This is a genomic window from Klebsiella sp. 141153 (assembly GCF_032601995.1).
In the GTDB taxonomy this organism is placed as follows: Bacteria; Pseudomonadota; Gammaproteobacteria; order Enterobacterales; family Enterobacteriaceae; genus Klebsiella; species Klebsiella aerogenes.
Genome location: NZ_JAQIRJ010000001.1, coordinates 496,992 through 513,917, shown reverse-complemented (window position 1 = coordinate 513,917; position 16,926 = coordinate 496,992). Strand labels below are relative to the sequence as shown.

Annotated in this window: 15 protein-coding genes; 10 read left to right on the top strand and 5 right to left on the bottom strand. The window is 54.3% G+C overall.

The genetic code is table 11. The annotated features are described in order from the left end of the window. Positions 1–5: 5 nt before the first annotated feature. Positions 6–779: an ABC transporter substrate-binding protein gene (locus PGS10_RS02510; protein WP_015366384.1), complete on the top strand. Its 774-nt coding sequence runs from the start codon at positions 6–8 to the stop codon at positions 777–779. Between the two features lie 41 nt (positions 780–820). Here the strand turns inward: PGS10_RS02510 and PGS10_RS02505 are convergent, their stop codons facing one another. Further along, a complete protein-coding gene (locus PGS10_RS02505) occupies positions 821–1,909 on the bottom strand; it encodes an NAD(P)-dependent alcohol dehydrogenase (RefSeq protein WP_047048799.1) in 1,089 nt (362 codons plus the stop codon). A 321-nt stretch (positions 1,910–2,230) separates the two neighbouring features. On the opposite strand from PGS10_RS02505, the gene PGS10_RS02500 reads away from it, so the two are divergent. After that, positions 2,231–3,886 (top strand): glucan biosynthesis protein D, encoded by a 1,656-nt coding sequence (locus PGS10_RS02500; RefSeq protein ID WP_045393970.1) that lies wholly within the window; start codon positions 2,231–2,233, stop codon positions 3,884–3,886. A gap of 68 nt (positions 3,887–3,954) precedes the next feature. Further along, positions 3,955–4,515, top strand: a complete 561-nt coding sequence (gene rimL, locus PGS10_RS02495; RefSeq protein ID WP_045393973.1) for a 50S ribosomal protein L7/L12-serine acetyltransferase — start codon at positions 3,955–3,957, stop codon at positions 4,513–4,515. 4 nt (positions 4,516–4,519) lie between these two features. On the opposite strand, the gene ydcK is transcribed toward rimL, so the two are convergent. Continuing rightward, positions 4,520–5,500: a YdcK family protein gene (gene ydcK / locus PGS10_RS02490; protein WP_316422373.1), complete on the bottom strand. Its 981-nt coding sequence runs from the start codon at positions 5,498–5,500 to the stop codon at positions 4,520–4,522. Between the two features lie 111 nt (positions 5,501–5,611). On the opposite strand from ydcK, the gene tehA reads away from it, so the two are divergent. Both tehA and tehB read left to right on the top strand, forming a co-directional pair. Continuing rightward, positions 5,612–6,610, top strand: coding sequence for a dicarboxylate transporter/tellurite-resistance protein TehA (tehA, locus tag PGS10_RS02485; protein WP_316422372.1), 999 nt, complete (start codon positions 5,612–5,614; stop codon positions 6,608–6,610). A 2-nt stretch (positions 6,611–6,612) separates the two neighbouring features. Next, positions 6,613–7,209, top strand: a complete 597-nt coding sequence (gene tehB, locus PGS10_RS02480; RefSeq protein WP_047048785.1) for a tellurite resistance methyltransferase TehB — start codon at positions 6,613–6,615, stop codon at positions 7,207–7,209. On the opposite strand, the gene pepT is transcribed toward tehB, so the two are convergent. Further along, a complete protein-coding gene (pepT, locus tag PGS10_RS02475) occupies positions 7,206–8,435 on the bottom strand; it encodes a peptidase T (protein ID WP_315710654.1) in 1,230 nt (409 codons plus the stop codon). The genes tehB and pepT overlap by 4 nt on opposite strands. A 112-nt stretch (positions 8,436–8,547) precedes the next feature. Between pepT and PGS10_RS02470 the strand changes: the two genes are divergently transcribed. Together PGS10_RS02470 and PGS10_RS02465 are read left to right on the top strand one after the other, a co-directional pair. After that, on the top strand, positions 8,548–10,140 hold the full coding sequence (locus PGS10_RS02470; RefSeq protein WP_316422371.1) for an ABC transporter substrate-binding protein: 1,593 nt from the start codon (positions 8,548–8,550) through the stop codon (positions 10,138–10,140). 135 nt (positions 10,141–10,275) lie between these two features. Beyond that, positions 10,276–10,944 carry a DUF3313 domain-containing protein gene (locus PGS10_RS02465; protein WP_316422370.1) on the top strand — a complete coding sequence of 223 codons (669 nt, stop codon included), beginning with the start codon at positions 10,276–10,278 and terminating at the stop codon, positions 10,942–10,944. A 45-nt stretch (positions 10,945–10,989) separates the two neighbouring features. On the opposite strand, the gene PGS10_RS02460 is transcribed toward PGS10_RS02465, so the two are convergent. Further along, positions 10,990–11,886 (bottom strand): DMT family transporter, encoded by an 897-nt coding sequence (locus tag PGS10_RS02460; RefSeq protein ID WP_047048775.1) that lies wholly within the window; start codon positions 11,884–11,886, stop codon positions 10,990–10,992. Between the two features lie 184 nt (positions 11,887–12,070). Between PGS10_RS02460 and PGS10_RS02455 the strand changes: the two genes are divergently transcribed. Continuing rightward, positions 12,071–12,940, top strand: coding sequence for a helix-turn-helix domain-containing protein (locus tag PGS10_RS02455; protein ID WP_047038408.1), 870 nt, complete (start codon positions 12,071–12,073; stop codon positions 12,938–12,940). Here PGS10_RS02455 and PGS10_RS02450 read toward each other — a convergent pair. Continuing rightward, positions 12,917–14,089 (bottom strand): benzoate/H(+) symporter BenE family transporter, encoded by a 1,173-nt coding sequence (locus PGS10_RS02450; protein WP_264673710.1) that lies wholly within the window; start codon positions 14,087–14,089, stop codon positions 12,917–12,919. The two genes, PGS10_RS02455 and PGS10_RS02450, sit on opposite strands and share 24 nt — an antisense overlap. 87 nt (positions 14,090–14,176) lie before the next feature. On the opposite strand from PGS10_RS02450, the gene PGS10_RS02445 reads away from it, so the two are divergent. Continuing rightward, entirely contained in the window at positions 14,177–14,722 is a 546-nt protein-coding gene (locus tag PGS10_RS02445) for a helix-turn-helix domain-containing protein (RefSeq protein WP_047048772.1), read from the top strand. 233 nt (positions 14,723–14,955) lie between these two features. Then, a complete protein-coding gene (locus PGS10_RS02440; protein WP_042897246.1) occupies positions 14,956–16,917 on the top strand; it encodes a peptidase U32 family protein in 1,962 nt (653 codons plus the stop codon). The last annotated feature ends 9 nt before the right edge of the window (positions 16,918–16,926 follow it).

Genomic DNA, 16,926 nt, shown 5'->3' with positions numbered 1-16,926 from the left:
AGATGATGAAAATAAAAGCCCTAACTCTTGCTTTGGGAATGCTGTGTACCGTTTCAAGCTTTGCCGCCAGCGAGTTACGCTACGGCGTGGAGGCGGAATATCCGCCGTTCGAAAGCCGCAATCCGGCAGGGGAGTTGCAGGGTTTTGATATTGACCTCGGCAACGCGATTTGTCAGGCCGCGCAGTTGAAGTGCAGTTGGGTCGAAACTTCCTTTGATGCCCTCATTCCGGGGCTGGTAGCGAAGAAATTCGACGCGATTAATTCGGCGATGAACATTACCGAACAGCGGCGCAAGAGTATTGATTTCACCCAGCCGATCTACCGTATTCCTTCACAACTGGTGGGCAAGGCCGACAGCGGTATGCAGGCGACGCCGGAAGGGCTGAAGGGCAAAACCATCGGCGTGCTACAGGGCTCGATTCAGGAGACCTTTGCCAAGGAGCACTGGGAAAAACACGGCGTCACGGTGGTTTCCTACAAAGACCAGAACATGGCGTGGGCCGATCTGCTTAACGGCCGTATCGACGCCTCGCTGGTGATGTCTGCCGCCGGCCAGGCCGGGTTCCTCAGTAAGCCTCAGGGTAAAGGATTCGGCTTTATCGGTAAGCCGGTGGCTGATGATACGATTCTGGGTAGTGGTATTGGCTACGGCTTGCGCAAGGGCGATGAGGCGACCAAAAAACAGCTCGACGCCGCAATTGATAAAGTGCGCGCTGACGGCACTATCACCCGTCTGGCGGCGAAGTACTTCCCCGGTATCGACGTTAGTGTGAAATAATCTTTATTTGCGGCTCTTTGCAAGGCAAAGAGCCGCCCGCATTACATCAATACCACCGGTTTGATGACTTTACCGGAAGCTGAATCTGCGAAAGCCTGATTAATCTCTTCGAGCGGATAGAACTCGATAAGCTTATCAATGGGGAATTTCCCTTGTTTATAAAACTGTACCAGCTGCGGAATAAATAGCTGCGGTACGGCGTCGCCTTCAATGACTCCAATCAATGATTTACCTTCCGCCATCAGATCGTTTTGCACATTAAAGGTGATATCGCCGGTAAAGCCGATGACCGCCACCGTGCCTAACGGCTTAATCGCGTGGATCGCCTGCAGGACGATGGCGGCGACGCCGGTCGTTTCGATGGCGTAGTGCGCCCCTTTGCCGGTCAGTTGGCGAATGACCGCAACGCTATCTTCCTGTTTGCCATCGATCACGTGGGTTGCGCCGAGTTCACGTGCCAGCTCAAGGCGATTGGCATGAATATCGACGGCGATGATTTGGCTACAGCCGGTGAGCTTTGCGGCCATAATGGCGCTTAAACCAACCGCGCCGCAGCCGAATACCACCAGCGATTCCCCGGCCACCGGTTTTAGTCGATTCAACACCGTGCCGCTACCGGTTTGAATTCCGCAACCCAGCGGACCAAGAAGCGATAGTTCGACTTCACGGTCGACAACAATAGCATTCGTCGCTTTGGTGACCACATACTGACTAAACGAAGATTGGCCAAAGAAAACGGATAATTCTTGATCATCAAGACGATATGGGGTGGAGCCATCGTCTAAGCGTCCACCAAAGTTTAAGTCATTGAAACTTTCGCACGCGGAAGGATGGTTGGTGAGGCAGTTTTCGCAGCGATGGCAGGCGGCGTAGCTCAGTACTACATGATCGCCAATTTCGACCCCACGAACGGCATCACCGACGTTAACCACGATACCTGCGCCTTCGTGGCCCAGAATGGCCGGCATCGGCAGGATCCCGGCGTTATCGCGGATCACCGCGTCGGTATGACAGACGCCGGTAGCGACAATTTTTACCATCACTTCGTCTTTTTTAGGGGCGCTAACCTGAATATTTTTAATGCTGAATGGCTGTTGATAACCCAACGTCACGGCGGCTTTTACTTTCATTAGATACTCCTGACATTTTCCCTGGAGAATAGAGATTACACCTGGTGTGATGAAAATTTATCCTGTTCGTGCTGAAAATAAACAAAACGCGGGTAAAAATGGGTAGGTATCGGATCAGTGTGTGTTCGCCAAAACAGGTCAGCGATAGCGATCGTATGGCGGTTATTCAGTCTGTTCCGGTGGACATCTTTTTTTTCATGCTTTTCGCCTGCCAACAATTGGATTATCAATCATTTTTGTCTAGAGTGAGCGGAATTCACGACGCAGATGTTTGCAACGTTGCGTATCCGTCGAACTCTTAAAAAGGACGCTTTTCCAGGCATGAACCGCAGACGTTTTCTTAAATCATCCATGGCTGTTGCCGCCGTATGCGGAACGTCAGGAGTCGCCTCGTTATTCACTAAAGCGGCTTTCGCCGCGGATTCCGCTATCGCCGATGGTCAGACGCGCCGCTTTGACTTTTCCGTGCTGCAGGCGATGGCTCATGACTTAGCCCGCCAGCCGTGGGGCGGAGCGCCGCGCGACCTGCCGCCGACGCTGGCGAATCTGACCCCTCAGGCCTATAACAGCATCCAGTATGATGCGGCGCATTCGCTGTGGAATAACGTTGAAGAGCGCAAGCTGGATATCCAGTTTTTCCATGTTGGTATGGGTTTCCGCCGCCGGGTGCGTATGTTCTCGCTGGACTCCCAGTCTCAGCAGGCGCGGGAGATACACTTCCGTCCGGAGCTGTTCCAGTACAACGACGCCGGCGTTGATACCAAACAGCTGGAAGGGCAGACCGATCTCGGTTTCGCCGGTTTTCGCGTGTTTAAGGCGCCTGAACTGGCGCGCCGCGATATCGTCGCTTTCCTGGGCGCCAGCTACTTCCGCGCGGTCGACAGCACTTATCAGTACGGCCTGTCGGCGCGCGGTCTTGCCGTCGACACCTTTACCGATACGCCGGAAGAGTTCCCGGATTTCACGTCATTCTGGTTTGAAACCGTCAAACCTGGCGCGACGGTGTTCACCGTCTACGCGCTGCTCGATAGTCCGAGCGTCACCGGCGCCTATAAGTTCACCGTGAATTGCCAGGAAACGCAGGTGATCATGGATGTCGAAAATCATCTCTATGCGCGCAAGGACATTAAGCAGTTGGGTATTGCGCCAATGACCAGCATGTTCAGCTGCGGTAATAACGAGCGCCGGATGTGCGATACCATCCACCCGCAAATCCACGATTCTGACCGCCTGTCGATGTGGCGCGGCAACGGCGAGTGGATTTGCCGTCCGCTGAATAATCCGCAAAAGCTGCAGTTCAACGCGTTCCAGGATAAAAACCCGAAAGGTTTTGGCCTGCTGCAGCTGGATCGCGATTTCAGTCATTATCAGGACGTGATGGGCTGGTATAACAAGCGCCCGAGCCTGTGGGTGGAGCCACGTAATCAGTGGGGTAAAGGCGCCGTTAGCCTGATGGAAATCCCGACCACCGGTGAAACGTTGGATAATATCGTCTGCTTCTGGCAGCCGGAAAAACCGGTAAAAGCGGGTGATGAACTGGACTTTAGCTACCGCTTGTACTGGAGCGCGCAGCCGCCGGTGCGCTCGCCGCTGGCGCGAGTGCTGGCGACACGCACCGGAATGGGCGGATTCCCGGAAGGATGGGCGCCGGGGGAACACTATCCGGACAAATGGGCGCGTCGTTTCGCCATCGACTTTGTCGGCGGCGACCTGAAAGCTGCGGCGCCGAAAGGTATTGAGCCGGTGATTACGCTCTCCAGCGGCGAGGCTAAGCAGGTAGAGATCCTCTACGTCGAGCCGTTTGACGGCTATCGTATTCTCTTTGACTGGTATCCGACTTCAGATTCCACCGATCCGGTGGAGATGCGCATGTTCCTGCGCTGTCGCGGCGACGCTATCAGCGAAACCTGGCTGTATCAGTACTTCCCGCCAGCGGCGGATCGGCGTAACTACGTTGATGACCGGATTATGAAATAACCCAGGCCGTCGCTACCCGCCCGCGGTGCGCTACTGCGGGCGTTGTTGTTTATCAGTGAGATATTGTCATGACTGGCGAAAACAGCCCCACCATCGAAACTATCCCGGTCAACGAACAGCTGGAGCTGCGTGCGGTTGACGAACGTTACGTCAGTGAGCTACATCAACTGGTGCTCAAAAACCGTAATTGGCTGCAGCATACGTTAAGCTGGCCTGCGGAGGTGCTGAGTGAAGATGAAACCCGGCGCCACGTGCAGGGAAACGTGATGCTGCACCAGCGCGGTTATGCAAAAATGTTCCTGCTGTTTTTACAGGGGCAGATGATCGGCGTTCTGTCATTTAACCAGATTGAACCATTGAACAAGACGGCCTATATCGGTTACTGGATCGATCAAAGCCATCAGGGGCAGGGACTGTTGTCGCAGGCGTTACAGGCATTTATCCATCATTATGCGCAAACGGGCGTCGTGCGCCGTTTCGTGATTAAATGCCGGGTCGCCAACCAGCGCAGTAATCAGGTGGCGCTGCGTAATGGTTTCGAACTGGAAGGTTGTCTGAAGCAGGCCGAGTTTTTAAATGGCGCGTATGACGATCAGAATATCTACGCGCGGATTATCGACCCGCAATAATCGGCTATAACGAACCCAGCAGCGGTGTGCGGGTGATATGCTCGTCGCCGCTGACGATTTTGCGCCCGCGAAGATGAATTCTGTCACCCTCCAGCGCTTCGATACAGGCGTTACCGCAGATTTCTACCTGATGTTCGATAATCACATCGCCTCGAATCGTCGCGTGCCCTTCGATAAGGACCTCGTCATCCAGCAGAATGGGGCCGCCGAGAAGATGGGCGTGCCCGCCGACCATCACACGATGTTTTAACAAGCAGTTGCCTACGACCACGGCGTTTTCGCCCACCTGGGAACTGTAGCGCAGGGTTGGGATCTGATCCTCGCCGCGCCCGGCGACCAGCCGCGCGCAATCGTAGACCCGGGCGTTGTCACATATCCATACGTCGTTATCTTCATTACCTTCAATACGCGCGTTATCGAACACTTCGGCACGGTGTTCAACAAAAGCGTGCTCAACCACGGCATCGCCGTAAATTTGCGCCTGGTGAACAATCCGTGAGGCGCTAACCGTAGCGCGCTGATAAATTTGCAGCACTTTATCGGTATCAGAGGTGAGTCCCTGAGCGGCAATCACCAGACAGTGGGGGAGAATACGCGCCTGGTCGGCGATTCGACAGACGCCCCGAATTTGTGAATGCTTTATTGTGACGTTGTCACTTATTCTGGCGCCGTGACTTGCCTGAACGTTATCAAGCCAGGCGTTATCGCTAATTGTCGCCCCGTGGCTTATTACGCAGGTGCCGGTCAGGCGGGCGTTGTCGTCAACGCGCGCGCCAGCGAAGACAACGCTGTTGGCATCATAAATCCAGCAGTCGCCGCCCTGGCTTAACGCGGCTTCATCATCGAGCCAGCCGCCTTCGCTACCCGCCTTAACGTCTGAGAAATCAATCAGCGCCACGATTTGCCGCAGAGTTACGCTATGTTTAATCCCGTCTTCTTCAAACTGATACAGGCGGACGTGGTCGCTCAGACGATATTTCTTCATCAGTATTTCTCTTTACCGTTGGTTAACACAAACATAGCAAAAATCTCCGTAGCGCGTTTTATAAGGTTCCTTTAAAATGCAACTTCAAATTAAATTGAAAGTTTAATTAAAATGAATAAAAACGCAGCGAGCGGCCAGGTGCTGAATCTACCTGCTGGCTATTTTGGTATGGTGCTGGGAATTATCGGCATGGGGTTCGCCTGGCGCTATGCGAGCACTCTCTGGCCGGTGAGCATGCTTATTGGCGATGCGCTGGTGGTGCTGGCGACGGGGATCTGGGCGCTATTGATGTTAGCGTTTATTGCACGGGCGATTCGTTTCCCGTGGAGCGTGCTGCAGGAGATGCGTCATCCGGTGGCCAGCAGTTTTGTCAGTTTGCTCCCGGCGACAACGCTGTTGGTGGCAATCGGCTTTGTCCCCTGGTACCGACCGTTATCGCTGGCGTTATTTGCTGCGGGCGTTACGCTGCAGCTTTGCTATGCGGCCTGGCAGAGCGCGGGGCTGTGGCGGGGTAAACATCCGCAAGAGGCAACGACGCCCGGTTTATATCTGCCGACCGTCGCCAACAATTTTATCAGCGCCATGGCCTGCGGCGCGCTGGGGTTTAATGATGCCGGACTGGCGTTTCTCGGCGCTGGCGTCTTTTCCTGGCTCAGCCTGGAGCCGGTTATCCTGCAGCGGATGCGCAGCAACGGCGAGCTACCGGCGGCGTTGCGGACATCGTTGGGCATCCAACTGGCGCCGGCGCTGGTGGCCTGTAGCGCGTGGCTCAGCGTCAACGGCGGTGAAGCCGATACGTTTGCCAAAATGCTGTTTGGTTACGGTCTGCTGCAATTGCTGTTTATGCTGCGCCTGATGCCGTGGTATCTGCAGCAGCCGTTTAATGCTTCATTCTGGAGCTTCTCGTTCGGGATTTCCGCACTGGCGACCACCGGCCTGCATTTGGGGCACGGTCAGCCGCACGGTTTTTTCCATACGCTGGCGATCCCCTTATTTATTTTTAGCAACCTGATTATCGGCCTGCTGCTGCTGCGTACCTTTCTGCTGCTGGTGCGAGGTAAACTGTTCATTCGCGTAGACCGTGACACTTTATTGCCAAACAAGGATTAATCATGACGACTCGTGACGAAAACTACTTTACTGAAAAATATGGCCTGACGCGCACCCACTCAGAAGTGGTGTATGCCGCCTCGCTGATGCAGCCGGGGCAGACGCTCGACCTTGGTTGCGGCAATGGACGAAACAGCCTGTATCTGGCAGCGAAAGGTTACAACGTCACGGCGTGGGATAAAAATCCCATGAGTATCGATAATCTGGAGAACATTCGTCAGGCTGAAGGGCTGGAGAACCTGCAGACGGCGATTAAGAACCTGAATACGCTGAGCTTTGATGGCGAGTATGATTTTATTCTTTCTACCGTGGTGATGATGTTCCTGGAAGCCAAAACCATCCCTGGTCTTATCGCCAACATGCAGCGCTGCACGAAGCCTGGCGGCTATAACCTGATTGTTGCCGCCATGGATACCGAAGATTACCCCTGTACCGTGGGCTTCCCGTTCGCCTTCAAACCTGAAGAACTGCGTGACTATTATGCTGGCTGGCAGCTCCTCAAGTACAACGAAGACGTCGGCGAACTGCACCGCACCGACGCCAGCGGCAACCGCATCAAGCTACGCTTCGCCACGATGCTGGCGCGTAAACCGGCTTAATCCGCCGCCAGCAGGCACAGCTGCAGGGCGGTTAGATAGGAGGCCTCAAAGGCGCGCAGCGGCAAAAATTCGAATTTCGAATGGAAATTATGCGCGCCGGTGAAGAAGTTCGGCGTCAGCAGACCCTTTGCCGATAGCGCTGCGCCGTCGGTACCGCCGCGCATCGGCGTGGGTTTTGGCGTTATACCGAGGCTTTCCATCGCGGTGAACATCAGGTCAATAGCCCGGCGGTCTTCTCCAATGGCGTTGCTGATATTGCTGTAAGTATCGCTTATCGTGAATTCAACTCTGGCAGTGGGATACTGGGCGGCGATTTTCTCCGCCACTTCGCCAATCTGTTGTTTGCGGCGGTTAAAACTGTCCAGATCGAAATCGCGAATGTTGGCCTGCAACCGTGTGCTGTTCTGGTCGCCATGAATACCGTTAAACCACACGTAGCCTTCGCGCCCGGCGGTGTGCTCCGGCGTCTGCTGGCGGTCGAAATAGCTCATAAAGTCGGTAGCCATTAACAGCGGGTTGACCAATACGCCTTTGGCGGACATCGGATGTGCCGTGACGCCGGTAAACCGTATCTCCGCAGAGGCGGCGTTGAAGTTTTCATAAACGAGCTCGCCCAGCTCGCAGCAGTCGATGGTCCAGGCAAAATCGACGGCGAAACGCGAGAGATCCAGCGCTTTTGCCCCGCGAAGACCCACTTCTTCGTCCGGGACGAACGCCACGACGATATCGCCATGCTTATGTTCGGCGGTCAGGTTTTCCAGCAGCGTCATGACAACGGTCACCGCCGCTTTGTTATCGGCGCCCAGTACGCTGGTGCCGTCGCTGAAAATAATCTCTTCATCACGATAGGCCAGGATTTCCGGATGCTCGTCAACCCGCAGCCAGATTTGCTGTTCCGAATTAAGACAGAGATCTTCACCAGTAAATCGCAGAATTTGCGGATGAATATCCGGCGACAGCCCGACATCAACGGTATCAATATGCGTGATAAAGCCGATCCGCGGCGCCCCGGGGACGGTGCCTTTTTTTACCGCCGTCACGGTCGCATGCTCGTCGACAACGATATCGTCAAGGCCAAACTGACGTAGCTCGTCGGCTAACGCCTGCGCCATCTGATGTTGTCCGGGCGTCGTGGGTAACGTGGTTGCTCGTGGATCGCTTTGGCTGGTGATAGCCAGATAGCGAAAGAAGCGCTGGGTTAATTGTCTGGTTAAGGGCGAGGCCATAGTGATTCCTTCTTAATTTATTATTTCGGGTGTTTGCAATCTGGCTTTAGTGTTATCTATGGGCAATAAAACAAAAAGCTATTCATTAGTCAAAAAATGAAAAGGGAAACGCATGCAACGCACATCTACTTCAATAGCTCTGACGATAGCGGCATTAGCGGTGAGTTCCGCTGTGAATGCGAAAACACTGGTTTATTGCTCTGAAGGCTCGCCGGAAAACTTTAATCCGCAGCTTTATACTTCCGGGACCAGCGTCGATGCCAGCGCGGTACCGATATATAACCGGCTGGTGGACTTTAAAGTTGGCACCACGGAATTGCAGCCCAGCCTGGCAGAAAGTTGGGAGGTGAGCGAAGATGGTAAAGTTTATACATTCCACTTACGCAAGGGCGTTAAATTCCAAAGTAATAAGTATTTTAAACCGACCCGTGATTTTAATGCCGATGACGTTATTTTTTCCTTTATGCGGCAAAAAGATCCGAATAACCCTTATCATAATGTCTCTAATGGCAACTACTCCAATTTTGAAAGCCTGGAGTTTGGTTCGTTAATTACCGCAATTGATAAACCGGATGAATATACGGTGCGTTTTACCCTCGCGCACCCCGAGGCGCCTTTTGTCGCTGACCTCGGTTGGTATTTTGCTTCAATCCTCTCTGCGGAATATGCCGATGCGATGCTGAAAGCCGGAACCCCGCAGCGCGTCGATATGGATCCCATCGGCACCGGGCCTTTCAAGCTGGCGCAATACCAAAAAGATTCGCGGATCTTGTTTACCGCATTTCCTGATTACTGGCAGGGAAAAGCGAAAATCGATCGTTTAGTATTTAGTATTACGCCTGATGCCTCGGTGCGTTACGCTAAGCTTGAGAAAAATGAGTGTCAGGTCATGCCATTCCCCAATCCCGCCGATTTACCGCGGATGAAAAAGAACCCGCAGATCAATCTGATGAGCAAAGCCGGGCTTAATACCGGTTTCCTCGCCTTCAACACCCAGAAAGCGCCGCTGGATAACGTTAAGGTGCGCCAGGCGTTGGCCATGGCGATCAATAAACCGGCAATTATCGACGCGGTGTTCCACGGTACCGGGACAGTAGCGAAAAACCTGCTGCCGCCTGGCGTCTGGAGTGCCGATGCCGATCTGCAAGATTACAGCTGGGACCTGGAAAAAGCCAAAGCGCTGCTGCGTGAATCCGGCGTGAAGAGCCCCATTACCATCGACCTGTGGGCGATGCCGGTTCAGCGTCCTTATAACCCAAATGCGAAACGAATGGCGGAAATGATCCAGGCCGATTGGGCTAAAATCGGCGTGCAGACCAAAATCACCACCTATGAATGGGGCGAATACCTTAAGCGGGTGAAAGACGGCGAGCATCAGGCGGCGTTAATGGGCTGGACTACCGCGACCGGCGACCCGGATAACTTCTTTGGCCCATTATTTACCTGCCAGTCGGCCAACGGCGGTTCTAATTCGGCGAAATGGTGCTACGCGCCGTTTGATAAAATTATCGCCGAAGCCAAAACCATCACCGACAGGCCGCAACGAGAAGCCTTGTATAAACAGGCGCAGCAGATGATGCACGATCAAATGCCGGCCGTGATGATTGCGCACTCAACTATTTTTGAGCCGGTTAATAAATCGGTGATCGGGTATGAAATCGACCCGTTTGGGAAGCATATTTTTTATCAGGTGGACGTAAAATAAGCATCGTAAATAAATCCGCCGCATTGGCGGATTTATTTTTTGCAAGGAGTTGACGGACCACCATTTTTGTCACAAAACTAAGCGTGAAAGTTTGTTATAAACCTTGCCGACAAACTGCATTTACAGGGATCATCCATGCGTACAAAAATGTTATTTAAAGTAGCCGCTCTGGCCGGGCTACTGGCATTAACTGGTTGTGCAGCCAAACTGGCGCAACCGGAGCAGTATTCCGGGTTCTTAAAAGATTATTCTAAGTTAAAAGAGACCACTTCGGCTTCCGGCAAACCAGAACTGCGCTGGATCTCCCCGGACTACAATCCGAGCAACTATGACAACGTCGTCTACCGTCCAATCACCTACTATCCGGTGCCGAAACCAACGACCCAGGTAGGGGAGAAAGCTCTGCAGGACATCCTTAATTACACCAACAAGCAGATGAAACAGGCCATCAGCGAACGTAAGCCGTTGGCGACCACGGCCGGCCCGCGCAGCCTGATTTTCCGCGGCGCAATCACCGGTGTTGATACCAGCAAAGAAGGGCTGCAGTTCTATGAAGTGATTCCGGTGGCGATGATTGTCGCGGGTACCCAGGCGGCAACCGGCCATCGCACGATGGACACGAATCTCTACTTCGAAGGCGAACTGATCGACGCGAAGACTAATAAGCCGGTTATTAAGGTTGTGCGTAAGGGCGAAGGTAAAACGCTGTCTAATGAGAGCACGCCGCTAACCGCTGATACGTTGAAGCAGGTGATTGATGACATGGCGATCGACGCGGTGAAATTCGACCCGTCGCAGAAGTAATTGATGCGTTAAGCCCGTCTGGCGCGATGCCTGACGGGCTTATTATCAGGCCAGCCGGCGGCGCATAAATAGCTGCTCGGGGCGGGCGAACATCACCAGATTTCCTACCAGTATTAACGCAAGACCTATCACCGCGTTACTATGCCAGATGTAACCTTCATAGAAGGTGGAGATAGTTAATGCCACCAGCGGGAAAAGCAGCGTGCTATAGGCCGCTTTACTGGCGCCGATACGTCCTACCAGGGTGAAATAAGCGCCAAAGGCGATCACCGAACCGAACAACGCCAGATACAGCAGGGCGCCCATATAACTCCAGGTCCACTGTGGCATAAAGTTATCGCCGCGCAGCAGCGCGATCGCGCCCATCACCAGCGTGCCGTAAAACATGGCCCAGCTATTGGTGGTCAATGTCTCAAGCCCGCGGCGCTGGTGGCGAATACTCAGCATATTGCCCAATGAAAAACCGTACGTTCCCAGGGCGCTCAGGCCGATTCCCCACAGTAGCGACGCGTTCAGACCATTGGCGAGGAGATCGTCCCAGAAGAGGGTGACGATTCCGGCGAGCCCCAGCGCCGCCGCCAGCCAAAAGCGCCCCGGCGGCTGCTGGCGGAAGAAAATAAAGCTGTTGATCGCGTTAAATAATACCGCCATCGAAAAGATCACCGACTCAAGGCCGGTATTGATATGCGCCGCGGCGGTATAAAAACACCAGAAGTTAAAGCAAAAGACGCAGCAGCCTTGCAGCATGCAAAACAGATGATCGCGCATTGCCAGCGGGCGCAGACGGCGGGTAATCAGCAAAATTGTCAGCATGGTGACGCTGGCGACGGCAAAACGCCAGAAAATTGACACCGGCGCGGCAACGGGCCCCTGTTGTAAAAAGATAGCAATCCATGTGGTACCCCAGATAACCACCACCAGCCCGTAGAGTAATGCGTTCAAAATGTCTCTCCTGTTAATATGCCTGGCGTGAGTGTGCGGTTTTTCCGGGCAAAGCGCTGTCACCTTTTTGTTGCCGACTTGCAAAATCTTGCGCTTATTTTTCACAAGCTCATGGTCAATGCTGGTAAGCGTAGAGGACAATTTATAGACTAGAGGTCTGCGGATTAAAAACGATGTGAAGGCTATGGCATACGGGACGTTCGAAACATTACAACAACAAAATGCGGTGCTGCGGGGGACCGTAGAACTCAATTCCGGGATCCAGCTTGCCGCGTGGTACAACGACCTCGATCGAATCACGGTGCGCAGCGACCACCACACGTTGAGCCTGTATGTCGCCGATGGTTACGAAAGCTACCAAAAAACGCCCTACGGCTGGAAGAACGGCGGCGGGCCGGATCGTTTTTGTCTGATGCCGAAGGGCGATGAAAGCACCTGGGATATTCGCGGCGATCTTTCGTTCGTTCATCTCTATTGCACTGATGAACACCTGCGCCGCGTCGGCGAGCAAATTTGGGATCGCAGTCCTGCTTCTTTCACCTTGCAGGAAAAGACCTTTGCCAGCGATGACAAAATTACGGCGGTCTATCGTCAGTTTCTGCTCGACAACGACTGGCGCCAGCAGGCTAATCAACTGCTGTTAAGCTCGGCCAGTACGCTGCTGTTGACGCATCTGATCCAAAACTATTCGAACGTCCAGTGGCGGTTGCCGACCGTTACCGGTGGCCTGGCGCCGCATCTGTTGCGTAATCTGTTGGCGTGGATTGAGGAGCACCTCGAGCAGCCGCTAACGCTCGCCGATCTGGCCGCCCAGGCGTCGCTTAGCGAATACCATTTTGCACGGATGTTCCGCCAGTCAATGAATATGGCGCCGCACCAGTATGTGATGCAGCGGCGGATGCTCAAGGCGCAACATCTGATTTGCCATACTCAGCAGCCGTTGACCGAGATAGCGTTAGCCTGTGGCTTTAGCTCCGCCAGCCATTTTAGTCATCGGGTAAAAAGCGCCACGGGTCTTACGCCAAGCCAGCTACGCGCGGCGCAGCGCGGTTAATAGCGCATAGCTGATACCGCCGAGGACCAGCCCCCAAAAGGCCGAGCCGACTCCTGCAAGGGTAACGCCGCTGGCGGTGACCAAAAATGTTACGACTGCGGCATCGCGTTCGCTCTCATGCCCCAGCGCCTGATAGAGACTGCCGCTAATGGTTCCCAACAATGCCAGCCCCGCCAGCATCTGGATCCACACCGGCGGCAGCGCCGCCATTAGCGCGGTTATCGAACCGCCAAATAGACCCGCTAACAGATAAAAAAAACCGGCCGCCGCTGCGGCGAGCCAGCGCTTATCCGCATCCGGATGCGCATCCGGACTTTGACAGATCGCGGCGGTAATGGCGGCGATGCATACGGAATAGACGCCAAATGGTGAAAATAGCAGCGCCAGCGCGCCGGTAAATACGATAAGCGGCGAGACCGGAACCCGATAGCCTGATGCCTGAATAGTCGCCAGCCCCGGGGCATTCTGCGAAGCCATGGTGACAAGAAAAAACGGTACACCGACGCTGAGTAACAGCGAAGGAGTGAACTGCGGGGTAATCCACTGCGGAGCAACAAAAACCATATCGTTTGCCACTGGTGACAGCGCGCCGGTTAGCAGGGCGATGACCCCACCTGCCGCTAATGCCGCGACCACCGCAAAACGTGGATAAAGCGCTTTGCATAACAGCCAGGCGGCGAACATCCCGCCGCATAGCAGGAGATTATCCTGCAAACTGCCAAATGCCTGCAGACCAAAGCGTAGCAGGATCCCCGCCAGCATTGCCGCCGCCAGCGAATGCGGAATGATTTTCATGAGGCGGGCAAACAGTCCCGTCACGCCACATAGCAGGATCAGCGCGTTGGCGAAAACAAATATTCCCACCGCCTGTGCCAGCGTCGCTCCCTGTAATCCACTGACCAGTAAAGCCGCGCCTGGGGTTGACCATGCGGTGAGGATGGGGACTTTCCGCCATAACGTTAATACCAGCGTGCTGACGCCCATCGCCAGGCCAAGGGCGGTCATCCAACCGGCTATTTGCCCGGCGTCGGCGCCAGCGGCGGCGGCCGCTTGCCAAATGATGGCGGCGGAGCTGGCGTAGCCTACCAGCACGGCGACAAATCCCGCGAGCAGCGTGGGGATGGGAAGGGTAAAGGAGCGCATGAACACCTCTTGTGCGTTATAACATACGACGAAGGTAGCATTGTGCGTTATAGCGTACAACTGGTAATATCAAGAAAATGACGAGGAGCACCAATGAATATTGCCCAACATCTGGCATTGACGCTGAAAAGCCTGCGTCAGCAGCGCGGCTGGAGTTTGTCGCGGCTGGCGGAAGAAACCGGAGTATCAAAGGCGATGCTCGGGCAAATCGAACGTAATGAATCGAGCCCAACGGTTGCGACATTGTGGAAGATAGCCACCGGCCTCAATGTGGCGTTTTCGACTTTTATTGTCGCTGATGAGTCCGCAGCGCCCGCCGCCTTCGACCCGCAGCAGCAGGCGATGGTGGTGACGCCCATCTTCCCATGGGATCCCGAACTGCGTTTTGACCATTTTTCGATTACCCTCGCCCCCGGCGCGCTGAGCGAATCGACGCCGCATGAGACCGGCGTCATTGAACATGTGGTGGTCATTAGCGGTACGCTGGATTTATGTCTGCAGGGGCAGTGGCATTCATTGCAGGCGGGAGAAGGGCGGCGCTTTGCCGGCGACCTGACGCACGCTTACCGCAATAGCGGCGCGCAGACGGCGCACTTTCATTCGCTGATTCATTATCCAAAAGAAAAAGCCGCGGACTAATCCGCGGCCAATCAAGATGACTGAGACTAAAATTCACAACGTGACGAGGAAAATCCGGAATACGCAGCCACTGTAACCTTGCCGGGTTTTCATGAGAAATAGCTTTTTCTTCAATGCTTTGCCGATTTCTGCAAATTCGCTGTGCGGGCGCGGCGGAAAATGTTTTCGTCTGCGCTCAGTTCTGACTACAATAGCCGCCATTTCGACCCCCTATAACGGATAACGACGAGCGTATGCGCCTGCAAAACCATCATCTTGAACTTCTTAGTCCCGCCCGCGATGCCGGGATCGCCCGTGAAGCGATTTTACACGGCGCCGATGCGGTCTATATCGGCGGGCCGGGCTTCGGCGCGCGGCATAATGCCAGTAATAGCCTGAGCGATATCGCCAACCTGGTGCCGTTTGCGCATCGCTTTGGCGCTAAGGTGTTTGTGACGCTGAATACCATTCTTCATGATGATGAACTGGAACCCGCGCAACGTCTGATTACCGATCTGTACGAGACCGGCGTCGATGCGCTGATCGTGCAGGATATGGGGATAATGGAGCTGGATCTGCCGCCAATCGAGCTGCATGCGAGCACCCAGTGCGATATTCGCAGCGTCGAGAAGGCGAAGTTTCTCTCTGATGCAGGCTTCAGCCAGATTGTTCTGGCTCGCGAACTCAACCTCGATCAAATTAAAGCGATCTACGACAATACCGACGCGACTATCGAGTTCTTTATTCACGGCGCCCTGTGCGTTGCCTATTCCGGCCAGTGCTATATTTCTCACGCGCAAACCGGACGTAGCGCCAACCGCGGCGACTGCTCTCAGGCTTGCCGCCTGCCTTACACCCTGAAAGACGATCAGGGGCGCGTCGTGGCTTATGAAAAACATTTATTGTCGATGAAAGATAACGATCAAACTGCCAACCTGGCGGCATTGATCGACGCCGGCGTGCGCTCCTTTAAGATTGAAGGGCGCTATAAAGATATGAGTTATGTGAAAAATATCACCGCTCACTATCGTCAGATGCTGGATCGTATTATTGAAGACCGCGGCGATCTCGCGCGTTCTTCCGCCGGGCGCACCGAGCACTTCTTCGTGCCGTCTACCGATAAAACGTTCCATCGCGGCAGCACCGACTATTTTGTTAACGCGCGTAAGGGCGATATCGGCGCGTTTGATTCGCCGAAGTTTATCGGTCTGCCGGTAGGCGAAGTATTAAAAGTCGGAAAAGATTATCTCGATGTCGAAGTGACCGACGCGTTGACTAACGGCGACGGTCTGAATGTCATGATCAAACGTGAAGTTGTCGGCTTCCGCGCCAATACGGTGGAGAAAACGGGGGAAAACCGTTATCGCGTCTGGCCAAACGAAATGCCGGCAGACCTGCATAAAGTACGTCCGCATGAGGCGCTTAATCGTAACCTCGACCATAACTGGCAGCAGGCGCTACTGAAAACTTCCAGCGAGCGTCGCATTGCGGTTGATATCGCGCTGAGCGGCTGGCAGGAACAATTGGTGCTGACCATGACCTGTGAAGACGGCGTCAGCGTCACGCATACGCTGGATGGCGAATTTGCCGAAGCGACCCAGGCGGAAAAAGCGCTGGCTAATCTGCGTGATGGCGTGGCGAAGCTCGGGCAGACTATTTACTACCCGCGTGATGTGCAGATTAATCTGCCGGCGCTGTTTGTACCGAACAGTATGCTCAACCAACTTCGCCGCGAAACGGTAGAGATGCTCGATCAGGCGCGCCTCGATGCCTGGCAGCGCGGTACGCGTAAACCGGTCTCCGTACCTCCGCCGGTGTATCCGGAAACGCATTTGTCATTTCTGGCGAACGTTTATAACCACAAAGCGCGCGCTTTTTATCAGCGTTACGGCGTACAGCTGATTGATGCGGCGTATGAAGCTCATGAAGAGAAGGGCGACGTACCGGTGATGATCACCAAGCACTGCCTGCGTTTTGCCTTCAACCTATGTCCGAAGCAGGCTAAAGGCTCGATTAAAAGCTGGAAGGCGACGCCGATGCAGCTGATCCACGGTGATGAAGTCCTGACGCTGAAATTTGATTGTCGCCCGTGCGAAATGCACGTGGTGGGTAAAATCAAAAATCATATCCTCAAGATGCCGCATCCGGGCAGCATCGTCGCCTCCGTTAGCCCGGACGAGCTGATGAAAACGTTGCCCAAGCGTAAAGGCGCGTAAGGGCCGTTC